Raw genomic sequence first — 20,025 nt, 5'->3', positions numbered from 1 at the left:
AGAAAGTGACGGTGGTGGTAATTTAGCACGCGATGATATCCGCGGCTTATTAATCTCGATGATAGATGTCATCATCCAATGCAAACGCCTCGAAGGAAAATTTCGTGTAACAGAAATCTATTACGATCCTTTCAAACGCCGTGATACTTTTTAAAAAGCGTCGAAAGGATTTAAATAACTCATTCATATCTTTCGCAAAGTATACATCTTATCCATTTGCATTCTTTTCAAAAGTTTTAAGCGTTTTCGCATTAGAAATAGACATATCAAACGGCAATCCTCTTTCATCAACAACTTTAGCTAAGGAAATTCGTATGAAATCAGACACCGTAAGTCCTAAACTTGCTAATATTTCACCGGCTTCTTTTTTCAACTTCTTATCTATATTTGCTCGAACAACATCTTTTGAATCTACGGCTACGCTCATAGTAAACCTCCTTTAGTTACCTTCTTATGTGTGGATTGAATTAGTTATAATAACAAGTTTCTAATGTTCTAAATTTCTTTATCGCGTAACATCTTTTGACTTTGTTTGCGCTATCACATTTTTTAGCTCTTGTGTATGTCTCTGTTGCAAAAATTTAACTGCTGTTTGAAGCTCATTCACAAGCTTTTTATCTTGAAGCTGATTTTTGGATATTGCTTTTGACAAGTCAAAGTCTTGTTTATGAATGGCATCCTGTCCAAAACGTTTATCTAAAGCACTTTGTAGCTTTAAAAACTCTTGATTGATCTGCTCTGGTATCTTTGAATAACTATCACGACCAGCTTCAACATTTTTCATAAAAGTCACTGCTTCTTGTGAAAGTGATGGAACCTCTACTTTTAACTGTTCACGCTCCCGTGTAACCANCCTGTCCAAAACGTTTATCTAAAGCACTTTGTAGCTTTAAAAACTCTTGATTGATCTGCTCTGGTATCTTTGAATAACTATCACGACCAGCTTCAACATTTTTCATAAAAGTCACTGCTTCTTGTGAAAGTGACGGAACCTCTACTTTTAACTGTTCACGCTCCCGCGTAAAACTATCCATATGTGTCTCATAAGAATTCTTATAAAAGGATTGAAGCTCTCTCATAATAGAAACAGAAATAGGAACATTGTAAAGCGCTTCTTTTCGTTCTTTTCCTGTAGATTTGAGTTTATCGATTAAACGATCTGATCCACGCAGCTCACCAGCTCTCTCTGGAGACTTAGCTAGAATATCAGGAAGTTTATCGCCTTTACCCGCTAAAATTGTTTGCTCAATCCTAAGCGCAGCCTCTTGCGGATCTTTATAAATAGATGCTAAACGACTGTTTAATCTTTTAAACATATCAACGTAAGATTTTTTATTTCTAAGAGCGCTTAGCACCTTCTGTTCTAGATTAGAGTTATCCGTATAAGCAGCAAGGTATGGCTCTCGTTCTGTTGCTTTTGATGCAACATTCAACTCTTTTTGTGATTGTTCAACCTTGAGATCTTCTTTTTGAAGTTTTGAAAAACTTGTCTTTGCTCTATCCCAAAGGGATTCAATCTTCTCTTTTTGTTTTTGCAACCATTCTTTATTAAAATCAACGTAAGAGGCTATTTTTTCCCCTAAACCTTGAGAAACATCAATCCCTCTATTCTTTGTAAATTTGGCTATATAATCTCTATAATCAGGAGATTCAGAAAAATCGAGAGTTGTTGTTTTAACACCAGACCTAGAAAGAGCTGCTACCAATTTTTCATAGGTATTAGCATGATCAGACCGCTTGATAGCATCAACAAAAGAAGGATCACCGCGTTCTATTAAATCAACATTAAAAACATTTCTTTTAATTTCTTTATTATTAACAACAATAGTTTCTTTATCTTGACGAAGTGATATCTTGTCGCCAAGCTCAATACGAGCCCCATCTATCGCAGAGGGAAGATTTACACCATAAACACGTTCAATTCCACGGAAAGTTGCTATATCCGCATAAGGTGTTTCGGTTTTGGCAGTTTCACTAAAAGAAGCATACCCAGCTTCTACAAGTTCACCAGTGATTGTACCTTTAACCTGTTTGTGTTCGTGTAATCGAACGTTTTTAAAATCCTCTTCGGCTACATAAAGATGTGACTGATGCCTATGTCGAGACATTGCAACATAGGAGAGATGTTGATCCATAGATGAGGAGGCTAAAACAAAGACATTATCAACGGTAACTCCTTGACTCTTATGAACCGTAGCCGCATATCCATGATCAACGTTTTGATAAGTCTGATTGGAGAAAACAACCTCCTTACCAGAGTCAAGACGCACTTTTAAGAGCGGTTTTCCTCTTTCATTTTGTGTAGACAAAACAGTTCCCAACATACCATTTTTAACTTTTTGCTTTCCTAATTCTGGGGCATATCTTTCTTCAAATTGAGCATTTTCAAGAAAGATAATTCTGTCACCAACAACAAATTCCCTACGCCCCTTAAGAGTATCAAAATTTGTGACGCTTGCACTATCTTCAAATTTAAGTAAACTAGCATCTTTAAGAGCGGTTCTAATTTCTTCATTTAATTTTTTTACAGACGCATTTGTATGAGCAAGAACAAGTAATTCGTCACCCCGTAAAGTTTTGCCTTCTTCCTCACATTTTTGTTCTACTTTCCTTCGTGTATCCATCCAATCTTTAACAAGAGTATTTATGGCTTGGTCACGCGTTTTAGTCTCATGAATGAATCCTCTATTTTTATAATGATCTAAAGCTTCCTTTACTTGTCCACGTGCAAACTGTCGTGATGCATCTTGCCCCCATTCTTCTTTTTGTCTTCTGATACCCGATAATTCTACATAACCAATATTATCAACTACAGCGCGAAATGCCGCTCCAGCCTCAATGGGTTGCAACTGCATATTATCACCAACAAGAACAATTTTTGCGCCTGCTTTTTCAACTTTTTGGACAAAATGCGAAAGTTGTTTTGAAGAAACCATTCCAGCTTCATCAATGACAAAAACATCACCAACCCGTAATTCATCTTTTTTATTTTTCCACGCTAATTCCCACGCAGCAAGAGTTTTACTTTTTATCTTTGAAGATTCTTCAAGACCTTCCGCAGCCTTCCCCGCAAGCGCTGCTCCAAATACACGCTTCCCACTATTAACCCACGCAATATTTGCGGCTTCCAATAGAGTGGATTTTCCAGCACCAGCATAACCAACAACCGCCGCAATACCTTTATCATCTGTAATATGTTGAACGGCTAATTTTTGTTCTTCTGAAAATTTAAATCTATTACTTTTATCTTTATTCTCAACAGACTTTATTGCCTCTAAAACCTGTTTATCTTTTACACCGTATCCTGTCGTTTGAGACAACGAAACAACACACCGCTCCATATCATATTCGTTTTTTAATATTTCTTTTGTTGAATAAATGATCTTATGAGGATTGGAATGATCTTTAATTTTAATCAGGTTATTGCTTTGTTCTAAACGCACCATAATATCATTAAAGTCATTTGAATTATCAACATATCTATTAATGATCTTAGCAAGATCACCACGATTAAATGTCGACTTCTCAAATGAAATCAACTTCAATACTTCATTAGGGTTTTCTTTAATTTTCTCTACAGATCTCTGTTTTATTTTTTCATTGGCTTGTACCGCATTGCTAGCAAGTCCTTTTTTACCCATTGCATAAGCAGATTGCCCCAAATGAATGGTCGGTTCTATGGATAAACCACGCTCTTTGTAAGAACGCATATCTACTTTTATATCATGACCCGCAAGTGCAAGATGCCTCGTTGCAATCTCACCCCATGAGTTGCGTAAATTCTTCAATGCATCTTTATGACCTATGACGGTTTCATAAACTATACGCTCTTCTTTTCTTATAGCATTCCCTTGTCTATCACGAATAGTAACAAGAGATTTTTTTACTGTTCCATCTTCATTTAAGACAGCTATTTTTTTGGGACCAAAACCATTTTCTAAAACTGGACGTAAAGTATGCATAATATGCACATGTGGATTTCCTTCCTTGTCATGAAAAACCCAATCAGAAACAAGACCACGTGATGAAAAGTTTTCTTTTACAAAGTCTCGTACAAGAGAAATATTTTGATCTCGTGATAACTCTAATGGCAACGCTATAACTATTTCTCTTGCCAACTGTCCATTCACGCGCTCACTATTTTGCACAGTGTTCCACAGCCATTCACTTTTTTTATCATTTGTATCAAAATAACTGAGTTGTTGTGTAATCCATTTTGGAGAACCTTCTGGAATATTCATTTCTGAATGTACAAGGTCTCTATCTTTATCATATCTATGCGTATGAGATCCTTCTAACTCATCAAACATCCTTGTCCTATGGCGATAGGCAGCCGCCGAAATTGCTGATTTTCCAGCACCAATAATTTTAGCTTGTAAATGTGTACTTGCCATAAGATATAATTACAAAAAATTGTGTTTATTTCACAGAAATAATCTATAGCATAAAACGTTTTACTTTAAAACGTATAATTGCGCCTTCAAAAATCTTTTGAAAAAAGACATTTTTCAGGAGCGCATAAATGCGCACTATTAAGTATTGTTATTGGAGATTTGTTCTGTTAAGTAAAAATAAAGATTAAAAAATAAAAGAGAGTTTGAAATGTCACGTAAATCTTTAGAAAAACTTATGGAAGAAAAAAAAGCTCTGGAAGAAAAAAGTAAAAAACTTCTTGAAAGAATTAAAGCTGCTAAAAAACAAGAAGGGGAAAAAATTGCACTATTAGCAGCTGAAGCGGGTTTAACAGAATTAAATATAACAAACGATCAATGGAAAAATATTTTCGAGGAGATTAAAGCCCGATTTCAAAAAGAACAGCAAAAAACTGAATAATCTTGGTAACTCTATAAAATCACTAAGACGCATTGAAAAAAGGAGGAGATTTTTGAGTGATGAAATAAGACGTAAAGATGCACGTGAAAAAATTATTCTAGGCGGTCTTGTCGTAAAGGCTGGTCTTAAAAATGCTGATAAGTCTTTTATTTTAGGATGTTTAATTCATGCTGCAAAACTTGATATAAATTCAAATGAATATAAAAATTTACAAAAAATAGGACAACATTCTTTTACCGATACGCGGGGTCAAAATGATAAACAATCTAGATCGTAAACAAATCATATTTTTAATATGTCCTTTCCTCTTTTCAATCATAATTCTTTTTCTTGTAAACATAACAATAAATAACATTACAGAAAATGGTACTACCCAAGATGCTTATTGGTTTGTTCGTTCAAAACCTCTCGATATTCTCGTCCTTATTGCACTTTCATGTTCTTCATTTATTCTATTACAAAAAAGACATATAAGAAAAAATATCACCATAGCATCATTAATCTCCTTTTGTCTTTTTGCTGCCTACTACAGTATAAATGAATATATAAGACTAAGTCCTTATGTAGGACAAAATAACATGACATGGGCTGATGTTTTTCCTTTCTTTGATAGGATGGTTTTGAGCGGTTCAATCATTGGTATTATTATCCTTGGTTTCACGATGAATCTATCGTTGCCAAAAAAATCGCCTTTGAAAAAATCAAAAAATACGATCTTCGGCGACTCTCAATGGATGAATATAAAACAACTTGAAATGATCTTTCCAAGTGATGGTGAAGTAGTTATAGGAGAGCGCTATAGAGTCGACGAAGATGTTGTTAAAGATGTCCAATTTAATCCCAAAGACAAAACAACATGGGGGAAAGGTGGTAGCCAGCCATTGTTAACATACAAACTTGATTTTGATTCAACTCATATGTTATTTTTTGCTGGTTCTGGTGGTTATAAAACAACCAGCAATGTTATTCCAACTTGTCTCAAATATTCCGGTCCACTGATCGTTTTTGATCCTTCAACTGAAATCGCTCCAATCGTTGGAGAAGCACGACATAAATTAAACGAAAATACCGTACATGTTCTTGCTCCTCATGGAACTTCAACAAAAACTTTTAATCCTTTAGATTGGTTATTAGATGAAAGCATTCCAGCCTATGAAAGGGAAGCGGGTTTAGTTGAGATTGCTAGACTCCTTCTTTCCGAAAACCATAAATCAACTTCAACCGATCAATTCTTTGTATCACACGCACATAATTTATTAACAGGACTACTTGCACATATCGTCTTTTCTGATGAGTACAAGTCAGAGGCAAAAAACTTAAAAACACTTCGTATGATTGTATCGGAACCAGAACCATCGGTTATTGGAAAATTGCAATCAATACAATCAAGTTCTTCATCGCAATTCATTCGTGAAACTCTTGGGGTCTTTACCAATATGGCACCGCAAACTTTCTCTGGTGTTTATGCTACTGCTTCTAAGGATACCCAATGGCTTTCCCTTGATAATTATGCCGACCTTATAAGTGGTAACGACTTTAAAACAACTGATGTCGCAAAAGGAAATATCGATATCTTTTTGAATATTCCGTCCAAAATTCTAAAATCTTACCCTGGTGTGGGACGCATTCTTGTCGGTTCTCTTCTCAAAGCTATGGAAGCCGCAAATGGAAACTATGAAAAAAGAGTCCTCTTTGTTTTAGATGAGATTGATCTGTTAGGATATATGAACATCTTAGAAGAAGCTCGTGACCGTGGGCGTAAGTATGGAATATCTCTCATGCTCTTTTACCAATCTGTAGGACAAATTGAACGTCACTTTGGTTCATCAGGTGCTATGGCATGGTTTGAAAGTTGTGCTTTTGTAAGTTATGCCGCTATTAAAGATATTAAAACAGCTGAAAATATATCAAAGGCATGTGGTAAAATGACTGTTGAAGTTCATGGCAAAAGCAAAACCCTAGGGACATCAGGAGCAAAAGGAACTGAAAGTCTAAATGTCCAGCAGAGACCTTTAATTTATCCTCATGAAATCACCCAAGAAATGCGAAAAGACGAACAGATCATTCTCATGCAAGGGCAGCCCCCTATTCGTTGCGGACGTGCCATATATTTCAGAAGAAAGGATTTAAGGGCTCTTGCTAACAAAAATAGATTTGCCCCTAAATAATAATATCTCCTAAATAGAACTCACTTCGTTCGTCCATAATCAATAAAATGAGAGGCTATCCGCCTCTCAAACTCTCTGGAACGCTCACCAAAATCATGAGATCAGACCCGCGTTCAATGAGAGGACTAACAATCCTTGGTTCTTAGTGTCAAGGAAACCATTACATGGCGCCTAAAGGCGTCCTTGACAAAGAACCTAACGTCTTGTTTCGTCCATCTCACGCGGCTCCGAAATCATGATTAGAAGGGGAACTTTTATGGGTGCCTAAACAGCACCTTATAGTATGAAAAAAACATTTGATTTCTTAACTACGTGGATAAAAAAATTATTTGTAAAATAGTGGAGGTTATGGACGGCTTTGTTGTTTTTGTCATACCTAAAAGGCAAAAATAGATTTGAAAAGGAATGGATTACAATGCCTCAACATCCTATGGCTATAATAGCGAAAAGTAATTTAAACGGATCTGATCTCAAGGTGTTTTTCATTCTGGCTTCTCGTCTTGATTTCGAAAATCTATTAGTCGTCAATCAAACGGAATTGGCTAAAAAAGTTGGTATTACCAGACATCACTTTAATCGAAGCGTAAAAAGACTAATAGCTATGGATATTCTTTTGGAAGGTCCTCGTATTGGTATTAATAGATCCTACCGTCTCAACCCAAACCTTGGTTGGAAAGGTAGTGCTAAAATCCACAAAATAGCTCTTAGAAAGAACTTAAAAAATCGCATGAAAGCAGCCGGTATTCAAGGTGTATATGAGAATAGAAAACCTTTAGAAATGGACATTAGTAATCAAATAGATCTTGAAGATTATCTTAGATAAAAAAATAATTAGCTCCATTTATCTATAAAATAAGAGGCTGCCCCCTCCTCAATTCAAAAAATCTGCTTTAGCAGGCATTTTTGATGCTTAAAATATACAGATACAGAAGAGAAAAATAATAAAAGCATAGTAGTTACGCTTCACAATGTTACCAATAATGGTAACATTGTAGCTTAATGAACAACTTCTTCTTGTATTTTATAACGATACACATTACAGTGAATCATGATTTTGGGATTTAAACATAAAGGGCTTGAAGCCTTCTACACTACTGGTACTACAAAAGGAATTCAGTCTGCTCATACTCAAAAGTTAAGGCGTATTCTAGGTGCTCTTGACGTAGCTATATCACCAAATGATTTGAATTATCCGTCCTTTCGATTACATCCTTTAAAAGGTGATCTTAAGGGCTTTTGGTCAATTACAGTAAATGGAAATTGGCGTGTAATATTCCGTTTTGTTGGTATAGATGTCGAATTAGTTGATTATCTAGATTATCATTGAATAAGGAGAGATAAAAAATGATGAAAAACCCTCCACATCCTGGAGAACTCTTGCGTGAAGATGTAATCGTAGAGCTTGGTTTATCTGTTACCGAAACAGCTGAACGGCTTGGTATGTCTCGTGTAGCTTTTTCTAGGGTTTTAAATGGAAAAGCTGCTGTTAGTCCCAATCTCGCTATTAGACTTGAAATGGCTGGTGTGAGTACTGCACGTGCTTGGCTAGCTATGCAAACAAATTATGATTTAGCGCAAGCTTTAAAACAGAAACAGCCTAAAATACATCCTCTTTGTACTAGCTCTTGTTAGTACCATTCTATCGTATTGGAGAGCTTGACGAACATTCTCTAATAAGCTTTTACTTGAAAAGCATAAGATCAGAACCAGGAGGAGCTAGCCGTAATAGCAGCGTATCGTACCCCCAATTGACAGCTAAACTTAGAAATATCAAGACAATATAACCAATGACCATTGCTGTTTGGTGTTCAAAAGGTGCAGAGCCCGCTACATATCCAGTAAAAAAAATAAATAACACCAGCAAACTCCCCCCTGCTATAAACTCTGTTAAAATAATAACCGGTTTACGAATAAGCAAAAGAAAAAGGAAAAGGAAAAAAAGGCAAATTTTCAATATCTTATGTAATATTTTATAAACGATAGAAAACACTCTACGCATTATAGTTATTAAAATTAATTGTTTGGAATTTGGATTTTTCTCTTTTTTATTTAATTTATTAGTAGATAGAGTGTCCATTACCCCCTCCAATATTTTTATCTATAAAACGCTTTATGGCTATATGATACGTTTTATTTTATTCACGATTATTTATATACCTATATAGATAATTATTTCAATTTTATGATTTTTTAGTGCTTAATGAACTTCTTTAGGTTAATAATGTTTTGAATTGACACCTATAAAGGCGTCGGGCGCTCAAAACACAGCCTAAAGTCTGTTGTTATGCTTTCCCCGTAAAGGTATTATATGACATAACCACACCCGACAAAATCATTATACGTTTTTAAAACATACAAAGACAGTCGGTTTTTGAAAAGCAAAGAAGATTGTTTCGTAATCTATTCGCTTTAGGATTAGTGTTTTGATCACTTAAGTATTTATATAGCAAAATACCCATTTATTGTCAACTATTTTTTGTCTTTTTTTATAATATTTTCAAATATTTATCTCATAAAATAGCTTATAATTTTTATCTCTTTCTTTTGTAGTATTTGCCCCTAAAAGCTCTCCCTTCTAATTATGATTTCGGAGCCGCGTGAGAGGGACGAAACAAGCCGTTAGGTTCTTTGTCAAGGACGCCGTTAGGCGCCATGTAATGGTCTCCTTGACACTAAGAACCAAGACTTGTTAGTCCTCTCATTAAAAGCGGATCTGATGTCATGATTTTGGTGAGCGTTCTAGAGAGTTTGAGAGGCAGATAGCCTCTCATTAAAAAATAAAGTTTGTAAATAAAAACTATTTTTATTGTCAATCTTCTGAAATTCTTCTATGAATTAATCAATGTGTTGATTGCATACGCAACAATCAACAAGGGATTAAAAGCCTTAAATTATAGCGTTAGAATTAGCTCACTATGTTGGGCTTCCCGGAGTTCCGGGAGTTTTTGTTATGTCCAGGTGCTTTTCAGCACTAAAAGCAAAAAGCTGACTATAATTCAGTACTTTTAACTCCCGGAATACCAATGCGAGGGCGCTCGCACCCGGTAGGGGGGAATTTAAAGTGCAAAACAAAACTCCACATTTTAATGACATTTCTGTAGGCAAAAGAATTCGTCATAAACGCATTTCAATGGGAATTTCTCAGACCGAATTAGGAAACAAATTAGGAGTAAGCTTCCAACAAATCCAAAAATATGAAAAAGGCTCAAATCGTGTAGGAGCTGGACGCTTGCAGGAAATCGCTAACATACTAGATGTTCATATCTCCTTTTTTTATACCGATATTTCACAAAAAAGAAATATTCCGTACCCTTATGATGAAGAAATTTCCAGTAAAGAAGAATATTTCCTTTTAAAAGGTTTTAGAAAACTTAATCCTAAAAAACAGAAAGCAGTTTTGTGTTTGTTTTCTGAATAAAATGAAAACTTTTAAAATTATAGCGTACAAACTAATCGCTCTGTTTATAAGCATTCATTAATATTTCTAGAAAATCACCATGGCGATATCGCTCTTGTTTAGCCATCAATTTAAAACGATTAATGATATTTACGCTAGCTTTGATATTTAATTGTATCTCAACTGACTGTTCACGACTTGGGAAAGTTGCTGCCTTATCTATCTCTTTGCGTTGTACAATGTTTAAAGAAGATTGAGTTTGTCGTGGTTTAAAATCATCAAGTTCTGAAAAATTTAATGGTTTTCTTTCTGTACTCATTCTTTAATTTCCTTTCTCTTGAACTTTTTTTAGCTTTGTAATGACTTCAGCAACAAATGCTTCAACATTGCCAATCGCAGTTTCTAAATTATTAACTTCCTTTGGATTGAGATTACGATGTGAACCTCCAGTTGCAAAGATTGCGGAAAAAGCATCACGTTCATTGATTTCTGTTTCAAAAACATCAAGTTCTGGGTTTTTTCTAAATTGAGATGATACAAAACGAGCAGTTCTGGATTTTGCAACAACTTTAGATTGCGTAAACAAAACAGAATAAGCGATAAGACGCCGGACAGCTTTCATATCTCTGTGAATTTCTTTTATAATTTCGATAGCTGCTATAGCATCTTGCTGTTGTTCCTTCATAGGAACAATTACAAAATCAGATTGACTAATTGCATAACTAGTTAAGCGTGATGCTGTACCTTCTAGATCAACAATTACGAATGGATCTCTAGTAGATGCAATTTCTATTTCATCTAAAATAGTTTTTTCGGATTCATTAGTAACGACAGTAAGATTATCTGGTTTACCCGGCAATTCAGACCAAGTGGTAATAGGATGTCGAGGATCAGCATCTATAATTGTAACAGGTTTAGCATGTGCAAGTTCACAAGCAAGGAGCAAAGCAGATGTTGTTTTTCCACTCCCCCCCTTGGAATTAGCAAAGGATATGACAGGCATTTAGTTACTTTCTAAATAGAATATAGTATTATATAGTATTATACCATAAGGTATAATAAAGTATTAAAATATACCCTTTATAAGGAAAAAAAATGACCAATAAACCCTTTCAAAATCATAACGATAAAGTTTTTAAAAACGTTAGCAAATTTTTTGAAACTTTTAATCAAAAAATAGATTGTTTTAACAAACCCGATACAATACAGCGTGATGGATTTACAGAAGTTAAAACAAAAAGAGGAGATAGGAAAAAAATAATTTTTCTATGAGAAGTTCGTCAGTTAAGTTTACTATACCTTATGGTATTATATAGTATGGTATAGTACTATACTAAAAGATACCTTTATGTTCTTGGCATGGTAATGATAGGCTTTATTTTTGTAAGCTTGATGTTTTTACGTTCAATAAATAAACGTAAGGTGTTCACACTAACTCCTAATGTCTTAGCAATACGGCTCTGTGATAAACCAACATTTATAAATGCTTGAATTTCATCAATGTGATTGTCCAGCTTTAATTGCGTAGCTTTACTTCCTTTTGGCCGTCCAAGTTTTATTCCTCGTTGACGAGCAACATTTAACGCTTCTTTTGTGCGTGTTTGAATTAAATGCCGTTCAATTTGTGATACCATACCCAATACGTTTGCAATGATATCGCTTTGTAAACTTCCATCCATGATAAGGTTTTGTTTCGTTATATGCACAATTAAACCACGTTCACTGGCTGCTTTGAGAATTTCTAAAACAGCAAGAGAAGAACCAGCTATACGAGAAAACTCCGGTGTGAGTAAAACATCACCACACTCCGCTTTTTCAATTAAAGCACCAAGTTTACGCTTACGCCAATCTTTTCCTCTACTTGCAATTTCTTCCTCAATATGAAGTGGTGCAAAGCCATTTTTATTAGCATATTCTAACAATCCGAATTTTTGATTTTCTGTATCTTGTCCATCACGAGAAACACGTAAATAAGCATAAAATTTTGGCATTTTCAGTAAAAAGGTTATTTTTGATTAAAACTGATATATTATTGCATAGAAAAAATAGGAATTAAATATACAATTTTCGTTCATAAAAAATGATCGTTTTTTCTGATATTAGAAGTTGTTATATGTGTTTTTTAATTTCATTTTTTTAAGAACGGAAAAAACAATTAATCATATACGCAGTTCTGAATGGGAACCAAGACGTAATAATTCTAATGTATTAGTTTCAGGCTTTCTATAAAGCAAAATAAGATCTGGTTTAATATGGCAATTATAACAATCGTGCCAACCCCGCCAAGCACCTATCATCCTATGATCTTTAAAACGTACTTCCAATGGTTTGTCTTTTGCCAATGTTTCAATCACAAGGAGTAAGTCTGTTTTTAATATGTGAGCGTGCTTTCCTTTTTTTTCACGTTTAACATCACGCCGAAATAATCTAGTGCTGATAATTTCCCTCATATGTCTTGGCTTAAGCGCGCTTTTTTAATTCGTTTTTTTTATCTTCATCATTGCAGATCATGTTTCGCAAATCATCTAATGACATACTTTCCATACACCCATCCTCTGCATCCTTGATAGCTTGTAGCGTTTCTGGAGAAGGTTGAAAAAGATCAAGCGGTAAAACTTCATTTTTAGCAATATATACCATCAACATACGTACAGCATCGGAAATAGTTAAACCCGTAGATTGAATAACCTCTTCTGAAACGTGTTTGATAGCATCTGGGACATGGACTTGAATTCTTGCCATTATCCAAAGCTCCTTTTCATTTAAGCTAGTTTTAGTTCACTTTACAGATTGATGAATTTTGACATTACCTTCAGTTCTAAATAAATAAACAGGCAAGGCTTTATCTACAGCAATATTTGTTAAAAACATACATACGACATCAGATATAGTTAGACCTGCTTCTTCAATAACAGCACTTGCGGAAACATTTATATCATCATGAATTCGTACCTGAATTCTTGCCATTATCTAAAACTCCTCTTCAGTTGAAGTACATTGTACTCAAATAATGTCTTTTTGTATATCTATCAAGAGTTAAAATTGAGAATTTTTCTTACTTAAATTATTAACCATTAGTATTAGCCTTATCAGGCGAACATTTAAGCAGTTTATCCATAACGCCATAAAACTTTATCCGTTAGAAAATGAGAAATAAAAAAGAAAATAGATTAAATTTTTAAATGTTGAGAACGCTGTTGAATAACATTGATGATTGCATCAAAAACTTCAGAACGCAAACCTTTACCCTCGAGTTCTTTCTTTAATTTTATTGCTTTATCATTGATTAAATCAGTCATTCTTTTTATTTGCTTTTTTAAGGACAATTGAGCGGATTTAGTATCCGCAACCATTTTATAAAAATGACGTAAATATATTTTTTTAGGTATATATTCTCCTCCTATTTTCATAGCCATTTTTTGAGATAAATCTGAATAAATAGCTGTGCTTAACAAATCATATGCAGGAGCAAGTTCTGGTTTTTTCTGTTGGTAAAGTAGTGAAAAGTTTTTGCCATGCGCATCGGCATTACCAATTAAATAATTAAAAATAATTATATTAAGGAAATTCAGTTGATCAGCAGCAGGACGCAATGTATGCTGGAAAATAACGGTTTGACACGCAGCAATACTAGGTCCTCCTTCACATTCATATTTAAATTCTGGAGCTATACTAAGTGCTTGACAAAAATCCTCTTGATGAATACGCAAAACTGTTCCATTAGAAGATATTTGACGATCATATCGAGTGATGAGACAATAAGGTGTATTATTGACAAAATGTAAATACACTTCCGGCACATTAATACCCACGAGTTTTGCCAATTTCATACAAAAAAGCTCATTATGCGCACTATCATTAATATGTTCAATGAGAGGTTTCAAAATATGCGTGGTCGGATCACCCCCTTTAATGAGTTGAACACGATTATCTTTAAAGCCAACCGCTAATTTATCTTGTGCACCCGCAAGAGACAATCTGTAGCCATCTCCACCAGCAAGCATTGGACGACGTTTAATACACTCAAGAATTTCTTTCAATTGAGTATCATCAAGAGTTTCTACATCATCTGTTGGCAAATTTGGAACTTGTCCATGTGGATATAAAGCGAGAGCACCAGCACAATCTCCCCCAACAACTTCAAGCAAAGCAAAAGCATTTCGTTCAGAAAGACCTAAATAAGTTGCTAAACGATATCTTACATTATCATCGGGTAAGAGACCGGAAAAAAAGGCTTTTACTGCTTGACCTTTATAAGCTTCAACACGAGGAGGTAGGGAGACAGAGATGCCCTGTAAATCTTTATACAAATAATCAGTATCGTAGAGAAACGTGAGATCTCCACTTTTTTCTTGTTGTAATTGACCTACTAATTTTGCGTGTAAATAAACATCAAGTGTACGGGTCATAATTTTTCATTTTCAATCTGAATATCAAGACCAAGCATTGAAAGCACATGTATGGTTTTTCCAACATGACAAGACTCTTTGCCTCTTTCTAAATCACGGATAAAACGCACACCAACCCCTGATGTAGCTGCTAACTGTTCTTGTGTTAATCCTTGTTTTTTACGTGTATTTCTAACAATAAAACCCAATATTTTCATTCTGCTTTCAATCATAATCATCCCGAAAGGGATGATTATATCATTTCATGCTTTTATTACAAGAAAATAAACCTGTACGGGACGTTTTTATCCCATATACTCCTAAAGCCTTATCCCAAGAACAAAGAAGAGTGCATATTTTGCGTATACTTCATACAGAAAAAAATTCAGTAGTTAACTGTATCTAAATTGAATCCGGCTGTGTTTAATAGTTCAACAAGTTTTGGGAGCGTCTCTTTTACGTGTTCATTAAAAGGAATATAATTAATCCCTTCATAATCTAAAGGTACTTCAACATCTCGTTTTTTTAAAATAGCAATATTTCTGCAAGAAATTATAGGAAACAACATACCCATTTTAAAAATAACATTTTGATTAGCGCGCGGTTGTGCGTCTTTTTTATCAGCAGATTTTGCATAACCAATGTCATCGGGAGTAAGTAGCACAATACCAAATTTTGGAGAATTAGTTTGCATACTAATTTCTTGTTTAAAATCCTCAATAGTAGTTAAATCATCACTACCAAATTTCAGAACGTATGGTTCCAATCCAAGCTTAAAAAGAACACGTTCAGTTTGTTCTAAAATAGTATGATTATTATATACAATAAAAATTTTTGGCATTTGGATCTCCCCTAAAAAATATATGCATTTGACCCAGAGGGCTTATTATTCCTTATCAACGAATAATTGCGATAAAAATTTCTCCCAATCTATATTTTCCTTTAATTTATCATTAGTCTCTTTATCAAATTTTATTTGTTTACCATTTACAGTAAAATAAAATTCAACACTTTCGATATCATCATGATTGAGCATTTCCAACGCCTATAATTTTAATTATGTTACATTTTTTATAATATTTTCAAATATTTATCTCATAAAATAGCTTATAATTTTTATCTCTTTCTTTTGAAGTATATGCCCCTAAAAGCGCCCCTTCTAATCATGATTTCGGAGCCGCGTGAGATGGACGAAACAAGCCGTTAGGTTCTTTGTCAAGGACGCCGTTAGGCGCCATGTAATGGTCTCCTTGACATCAAGAACCTAGGATTGTTAGTCCCCTCATTAAACGCGGATCTGATGTCATGATTTTGGTGAGCGTTCCAGAGAGTTTGAGAGGCAGATAGCCTCTCATTAAAAAAGTATAAAGGATCTAATAAAATAATTGCTAAATAAAAATATCTTGTATATATCTTTTTTTGGAGGAAGAGGTTCTAAAAAGTTATCCCCGCTAGGATAAGTTGATCATTTATCTCTTTCTCTTTTTTTTAAATCAAAAATTTTTCTCATTTTCGACCTTCTTTACGCCTTTTAAAAATAAGGATTAATGGCACTAAAGATGAATAATTAAAATATTTATTTCGTATATAAATTATTATTTATGTAAATTTAAAAACTCCAATTACCTTATTTAAAAAACACTTTTTATGACATAATTAAATATTTTTTGCCTATTGTCCGGATTCTTTTTCCAAGTTAGCATAAGAAGACATCTCATTAAGAAAGGTTTTTCTGTGGAAGAAGAAGTAGCAAAAATCTATACAAATGATAGTAAGCATGAAAAATATCAAGATAAACTAGAATATTTGTTCGATCAACAGCATAAATATATGCAAGAATTTAGTAATACATTGGAGGCAAAAAAATTACATGATGTGCGAAGTGATTTGTACAATTATCTTCGTGATATTGGACAAAATGGTGATATATCGTTACTCATCAGTAGTGAGCGCTCTTTAACAGAAAATGATTTTATCCAATACGGTAACAGTAAAGCTATGATCAAAAGTTTCAAAAATGCTTTAGCTTATATAGATGTCATTAAAAAACATATAGCTCTTGTTAGTGATCCTGTACAATACCAATTTATAAATAAAACACATAGCTTACCCAAAAACCGAAAAGGTGGATTGCCTTATGATGAGGGGCGTAAAGCAATGGTATGGCATTATAAATGGCTAGAAGATACAGGATTATACTTTTCAACCTCAATTGAACTATCGATCAACGAAGCACGAAAAGATAATATGAAAGCAATTCAAAAACTTTACGAACAAATGCAAGCAAAAGCTATCGATATAGATTTTTCATAATATTGGACAGGTAATTTCAAACTAACAATATCAGTATCGTATACTGAAAATATGCCATATTAGGATGCAATACGTTTTAATTTTTTATCTACTTTTTCCTTAAGCTCATAGTAACGAATGATAAAAAGACGCAGATCAATAGCCCTTGTTGAGCGAGTATATCGATCGTTATCATCTATATGTTGGCGACCAAAATATCCAAAATCCCATATTACAATCAACCCACAATCATACAAACTTGAAAGAAGTACACTAACACGTCCTGGACTACGAGTCATAAAACCAATATCTTGATTGCTTTTAAAAATAATAGGAACTCCACCTTTTTTAAAGGCTTTATCAGGCGTTATTTCTAATAAGGTAGAAAGAACAGAAGATTCTGCTCTACTAATTAAATCAATATGATATAATCGATAAGCCAGCTTGCTTAATTTATCGCGGCTTACTGGTTTATATTCAACGTTCTCTGCTATTTTCTGATATTCTAGATGTTGTGCAGTTAACCGTCGCCCTATTATTTTCTTTGTTTTATCCATTTATTTTTTTCACTTTAATAAGATTTTTTATGCAAATTTTGACATTGTTAGATTATTTAACGTTTTATTGAGTTCAAACTCAAACAAAGAGCTTTTTTCTTCGTTTAGCTTTATTTTCTGATTTTTTTCTAAGTTTAAACTATTTATTTCTTCTTGATCAGCTTGTTTCAATAAAGCGAATAAAGAACGCTCTAGATATAATTCTCCCTTTTTTTCTTTATCAATCATGCCGCGGAGATATCCTCCTGGTGATTTTACAAGTCCTCTAGCATATTTTTCAAAAATGATGGCAATTGCCAGAGCTGTTTTTTTAAGCCCCATGATTTTTGTAGCTTGTTCAGCGGCATGTTCTGAAACTTTAATCATTCTGTACATAGGATACATAGAATGTATCAAATCGCTTTCTGTTTGGAAACTACATTCAGAAAACAAGACGGCATTTGGTAAAGCCTTTTCCAGTATCTCCGGCTTAATTTGAGGCAATGTACTACTTTTTGAAGGAAGTGAAGGGGCGGTTTTGCCGTTCTCTATATTTTCATAAGCCATTTTATCGTGACCGGAGGTCACATTAACGATTTGAGTGTGTTCAGAATTATCTGAACACCCATTTTTGTTACAATTACAATTATAGTTAGGGGTTGTATGTTCTATATGTATATTGCCAGCAAGATCCGTGTATCTTGTTTTTGATGTTTTTTGCCCAAAAAAACGTTGTAAAATCCCCTCAAAAAGACGAATTGCTTTGTATAATTTTTCAAACGACGCTTTAGCCGGACGACCAATAATATGGAGGATTTTTTGCATTCTAGAAAAAAGCAGTGAGGTAAACGGTGTTGCTTCCATTTCTGTATAACAGGTTTTAATTTGACGCACCAATCCTCTAAAATAATGCAAAGCTTCTTCTTGCTTCTCACGAATCTCCAAAGCTTTGCCTGCTTTTTGCTTAAGTTCATGATATCGCGCAATAAGAATACGTAAATCAATACCGCAAGCTGTTACGATATCATCGCTATGGTTACGTATAGGATAGCGTTTAAAGTTACCAGAGTCGCGCATAACAATAAGACCACAGTCATAAAGGCATGAAAGTAAAAAACTAACGCGCGATTCACTCCGTTTAATGTCATAACTAAGTTGTCGATTGCTTTTGAAAACAATAGGAACCCCGCCTTTTTCAAATGAATCTCTTGGAGCTGTCCTTAACAAATTCAAAAGAAGTTTAGCTTCACTCTCTTTTATGAAATCAGTCTGTTCCAGTTGATTAACCAATCCAATCAATTGACCACGGCTTACAGAACCAATCTCAGCAGTTTCTGCTAATTTTCTAAATTCTATATGATGTGCATTTATCTTTCTTCCAGATGTTTTTTTAACCATAATTTTTAAAACCTCTCTATTGGAGGCAAAAAAAATGTTTAAAATACCCTTTTTCCACAAAATTTCTCTTGCAGAACGCATCACGATAAATTAAATTGAGAATTACTTAAAGTCTTTTTTAATTTACCGTACAGGTATTTAGAAACCCTTCTGTTAACGCAGTTGGGTTTTTATTTTTTTGCCATTGTATTTTCCTCTATTTGAAATAAGACTCATAGCTTTGAAAAAAGCTTGTCAAGATAAAACGTATATTAAAAAAAAAGATTTTCAATATGGTAAAGCTTTCAAACAACTGTTTTTTATGGCAATACAACCTAATACAACCTACAACAACAGCAAAGCGAAATAACATATAACCAAGGAAACGCGCTCTTATATCGCGCTGTAGAAAACAACCTATACGAGTAAATAAATTCTAAACACAATAATTTTTCTTTGCAAGAATTGTCCACCAAGGACTGTGTGTATGATGATTAACTTTTTTCTGATAAAGCTCGTAGTGGAATATTGACTTGATTTTTCAGTAGCGCTTGAAAGAACGTTTTATCAATAATGGTCAATGGGATTATAGCTCCCGTGATCTCTTCGCCAATCTTCTGGTTGTTGAAATTTGCGCGACCATAAAACATTTTGTGCTTTTAAAGCAGGTTTTTCTATTGTCTTTTCTTGTGCTTTAAAAAAAGAATTTTCATTATGTTGACTGAAATAAAAGTATCAAAAAATAATAATATAAATTAATATAATATATTTAGGCGCTGCTCTAAGAGATTTTAAAAGTATCATTTTGAATATTACTATATTTTTGTCTATTATCTAAGATAAAGATTAAATATTTTTAATTTTATAGTAGAAAAAATAGTTTTTTCATTTTATAGGGTAGATTAATATTTTAACTATTAATTTAATTTTCAACTTTAAAATAGCGAGGGGGTTTTTCATGAAAAACATGAATAATTCATTCAGTTGTGAACACATCTTACCAAAAACTACTCTACCCAACACACAAAAGAAAT

Annotated in this window: 25 protein-coding genes and 1 pseudogene; 10 read left to right on the top strand and 16 right to left on the bottom strand. The window is 33.9% G+C overall.

Translation table 11 applies throughout. The features are described 5' to 3' along the window. A pseudogene (locus ACFILT_RS00275) lies at positions 1-154 on the top strand (P-type DNA transfer ATPase VirB11); the annotation flags it as partial. Positions 155-208: 54 nt separating this feature from the next. Here ACFILT_RS00275 and ACFILT_RS00270 read toward each other — a convergent pair. The 3 genes from ACFILT_RS00270 to traA form a co-directional block, all read right to left on the bottom strand. Next, positions 209-427 carry a type II toxin-antitoxin system RelB/DinJ family antitoxin gene (locus ACFILT_RS00270; RefSeq protein WP_375640345.1) on the bottom strand — a complete coding sequence of 73 codons (219 nt, stop codon included), beginning with the start codon at positions 425-427 and terminating at the stop codon, positions 209-211. A 78-nt stretch (positions 428-505) separates the two neighbouring features. Then, positions 506-784, bottom strand: coding sequence for a hypothetical protein (locus ACFILT_RS00265; RefSeq protein WP_375679407.1), 279 nt, complete (start codon positions 782-784; stop codon positions 506-508). 49 nt (positions 785-833) lie between these two features. Beyond that, positions 834-4,394 carry a Ti-type conjugative transfer relaxase TraA gene (gene traA, locus ACFILT_RS00260; protein ID WP_375679406.1) on the bottom strand — a complete coding sequence of 1,187 codons (3,561 nt, stop codon included), beginning with the start codon at positions 4,392-4,394 and terminating at the stop codon, positions 834-836. 208 nt (positions 4,395-4,602) lie between these two features. Here traA and ACFILT_RS00255 point away from each other — a divergent pair, with 208 nt between their 5' ends. The 6 genes from ACFILT_RS00255 to ACFILT_RS00230 all read left to right on the top strand — a co-directional run bounded on the left by ACFILT_RS00255 (position 4,603) and on the right by ACFILT_RS00230 (position 8,633). Next, on the top strand, positions 4,603-4,833 hold the full coding sequence (locus tag ACFILT_RS00255; RefSeq protein WP_375679294.1) for a TraC family protein: 231 nt from the start codon (positions 4,603-4,605) through the stop codon (positions 4,831-4,833). A gap of 52 nt (positions 4,834-4,885) precedes the next feature. After that, a complete protein-coding gene (locus ACFILT_RS00250; protein WP_012755123.1) occupies positions 4,886-5,110 on the top strand; it encodes a conjugal transfer protein TraD in 225 nt (74 codons plus the stop codon). Next, positions 5,088-7,001, top strand: a complete 1,914-nt coding sequence (gene traG / locus ACFILT_RS00245; RefSeq protein WP_375679293.1) for a Ti-type conjugative transfer system protein TraG — start codon at positions 5,088-5,090, stop codon at positions 6,999-7,001. Before ACFILT_RS00250 ends, traG begins: the two co-directional genes overlap by 23 nt. Positions 7,002-7,416: 415 nt before the next feature. Continuing rightward, entirely contained in the window at positions 7,417-7,824 is a 408-nt protein-coding gene (locus ACFILT_RS00240; RefSeq protein WP_375679292.1) for a replication protein RepA, read from the top strand. 225 nt (positions 7,825-8,049) lie between these two features. Next, positions 8,050-8,328 carry a type II toxin-antitoxin system RelE/ParE family toxin gene (locus tag ACFILT_RS00235; RefSeq protein WP_375630386.1) on the top strand — a complete coding sequence of 93 codons (279 nt, stop codon included), beginning with the start codon at positions 8,050-8,052 and terminating at the stop codon, positions 8,326-8,328. Positions 8,329-8,345: 17 nt separating this feature from the next. Then, positions 8,346-8,633, top strand: coding sequence for a HigA family addiction module antitoxin (locus ACFILT_RS00230; protein WP_375612417.1), 288 nt, complete (start codon positions 8,346-8,348; stop codon positions 8,631-8,633). A gap of 49 nt (positions 8,634-8,682) precedes the next feature. Here the strand turns inward: ACFILT_RS00230 and ACFILT_RS00225 are convergent, their stop codons facing one another. Further along, a complete protein-coding gene (locus ACFILT_RS00225; RefSeq protein ID WP_375612418.1) occupies positions 8,683-8,859 on the bottom strand; it encodes a hypothetical protein in 177 nt (58 codons plus the stop codon). Between the two features lie 1,203 nt (positions 8,860-10,062). On the opposite strand from ACFILT_RS00225, the gene ACFILT_RS00220 reads away from it, so the two are divergent. Then, entirely contained in the window at positions 10,063-10,419 is a 357-nt protein-coding gene (locus tag ACFILT_RS00220) for a helix-turn-helix domain-containing protein (RefSeq protein ID WP_375679291.1), read from the top strand. 31 nt (positions 10,420-10,450) lie between these two features. Here the strand turns inward: ACFILT_RS00220 and ACFILT_RS00215 are convergent, their stop codons facing one another. Together ACFILT_RS00215 and ACFILT_RS00210 are read right to left on the bottom strand one after the other, a co-directional pair. Then, on the bottom strand, positions 10,451-10,717 hold the full coding sequence (locus tag ACFILT_RS00215) for a hypothetical protein (RefSeq protein ID WP_273783773.1): 267 nt from the start codon (positions 10,715-10,717) through the stop codon (positions 10,451-10,453). Positions 10,718-10,720: 3 nt separating this feature from the next. Further along, positions 10,721-11,401 carry a ParA family protein gene (locus ACFILT_RS00210; protein ID WP_375612422.1) on the bottom strand — a complete coding sequence of 227 codons (681 nt, stop codon included), beginning with the start codon at positions 11,399-11,401 and terminating at the stop codon, positions 10,721-10,723. Between the two features lie 92 nt (positions 11,402-11,493). Here ACFILT_RS00210 and ACFILT_RS00205 point away from each other — a divergent pair, with 92 nt between their 5' ends. Continuing rightward, positions 11,494-11,670, top strand: a complete 177-nt coding sequence (locus ACFILT_RS00205) for a hypothetical protein (protein ID WP_375679290.1) — start codon at positions 11,494-11,496, stop codon at positions 11,668-11,670. A 74-nt stretch (positions 11,671-11,744) separates the two neighbouring features. On the opposite strand, the gene ACFILT_RS00200 is transcribed toward ACFILT_RS00205, so the two are convergent. From ACFILT_RS00200 to ACFILT_RS00165, 8 genes are all read right to left on the bottom strand, one after another. Then, a complete protein-coding gene (locus ACFILT_RS00200; RefSeq protein ID WP_375679405.1) occupies positions 11,745-12,389 on the bottom strand; it encodes a recombinase family protein in 645 nt (214 codons plus the stop codon). Between the two features lie 168 nt (positions 12,390-12,557). Beyond that, positions 12,558-12,848 carry a type II toxin-antitoxin system YafQ family toxin gene (locus ACFILT_RS00195; protein WP_375618671.1) on the bottom strand — a complete coding sequence of 97 codons (291 nt, stop codon included), beginning with the start codon at positions 12,846-12,848 and terminating at the stop codon, positions 12,558-12,560. A gap of 10 nt (positions 12,849-12,858) precedes the next feature. Further along, complete coding sequence (locus ACFILT_RS00190; RefSeq protein WP_375618670.1) at positions 12,859-13,140, bottom strand: type II toxin-antitoxin system RelB/DinJ family antitoxin; 282 nt, start codon at positions 13,138-13,140, stop codon at positions 12,859-12,861. 36 nt (positions 13,141-13,176) lie between these two features. Next, positions 13,177-13,365: a type II toxin-antitoxin system RelB/DinJ family antitoxin gene (locus ACFILT_RS00185; RefSeq protein ID WP_375618669.1), complete on the bottom strand. Its 189-nt coding sequence runs from the start codon at positions 13,363-13,365 to the stop codon at positions 13,177-13,179. Between the two features lie 203 nt (positions 13,366-13,568). Further along, positions 13,569-14,807, bottom strand: coding sequence for a type II toxin-antitoxin system HipA family toxin (locus ACFILT_RS00180; RefSeq protein ID WP_375639729.1), 1,239 nt, complete (start codon positions 14,805-14,807; stop codon positions 13,569-13,571). After that, on the bottom strand, positions 14,804-15,019 hold the full coding sequence (locus ACFILT_RS00175; protein WP_100130413.1) for a type II toxin-antitoxin system Y4mF family antitoxin: 216 nt from the start codon (positions 15,017-15,019) through the stop codon (positions 14,804-14,806). The genes ACFILT_RS00180 and ACFILT_RS00175 overlap by 4 nt, the downstream gene beginning before the upstream one ends. 152 nt (positions 15,020-15,171) lie before the next feature. Then, positions 15,172-15,627, bottom strand: coding sequence for a TIR domain-containing protein (locus ACFILT_RS00170; RefSeq protein WP_375639727.1), 456 nt, complete (start codon positions 15,625-15,627; stop codon positions 15,172-15,174). A 45-nt stretch (positions 15,628-15,672) separates the two neighbouring features. Beyond that, complete coding sequence (locus ACFILT_RS00165) at positions 15,673-15,822, bottom strand: hypothetical protein (protein ID WP_187147397.1); 150 nt, start codon at positions 15,820-15,822, stop codon at positions 15,673-15,675. A 698-nt stretch (positions 15,823-16,520) separates the two neighbouring features. Here ACFILT_RS00165 and ACFILT_RS00160 point away from each other — a divergent pair. Then, entirely contained in the window at positions 16,521-17,099 is a 579-nt protein-coding gene (locus ACFILT_RS00160) for a hypothetical protein (RefSeq protein ID WP_375679296.1), read from the top strand. 59 nt (positions 17,100-17,158) lie between these two features. On the opposite strand, the gene ACFILT_RS00155 is transcribed toward ACFILT_RS00160, so the two are convergent. Both ACFILT_RS00155 and repC read right to left on the bottom strand, forming a co-directional pair. Continuing rightward, a complete protein-coding gene (locus ACFILT_RS00155) occupies positions 17,159-17,635 on the bottom strand; it encodes a helix-turn-helix domain-containing protein (protein WP_375679297.1) in 477 nt (158 codons plus the stop codon). A 27-nt stretch (positions 17,636-17,662) separates the two neighbouring features. Beyond that, a complete protein-coding gene (gene repC / locus ACFILT_RS00150; protein WP_375679404.1) occupies positions 17,663-19,012 on the bottom strand; it encodes a replication initiation protein RepC in 1,350 nt (449 codons plus the stop codon). Positions 19,013-20,025 lie beyond the last annotated feature (1,013 nt).

This window comes from Bartonella sp. AP7XZML (assembly GCF_042195745.1).
GTDB lineage: Bacteria > Pseudomonadota > Alphaproteobacteria > Rhizobiales > Rhizobiaceae > Bartonella.
The sequence above is the reverse complement of the archived record's forward strand: the minus strand, read 5'-3'. Positions and strand labels throughout refer to the sequence as shown.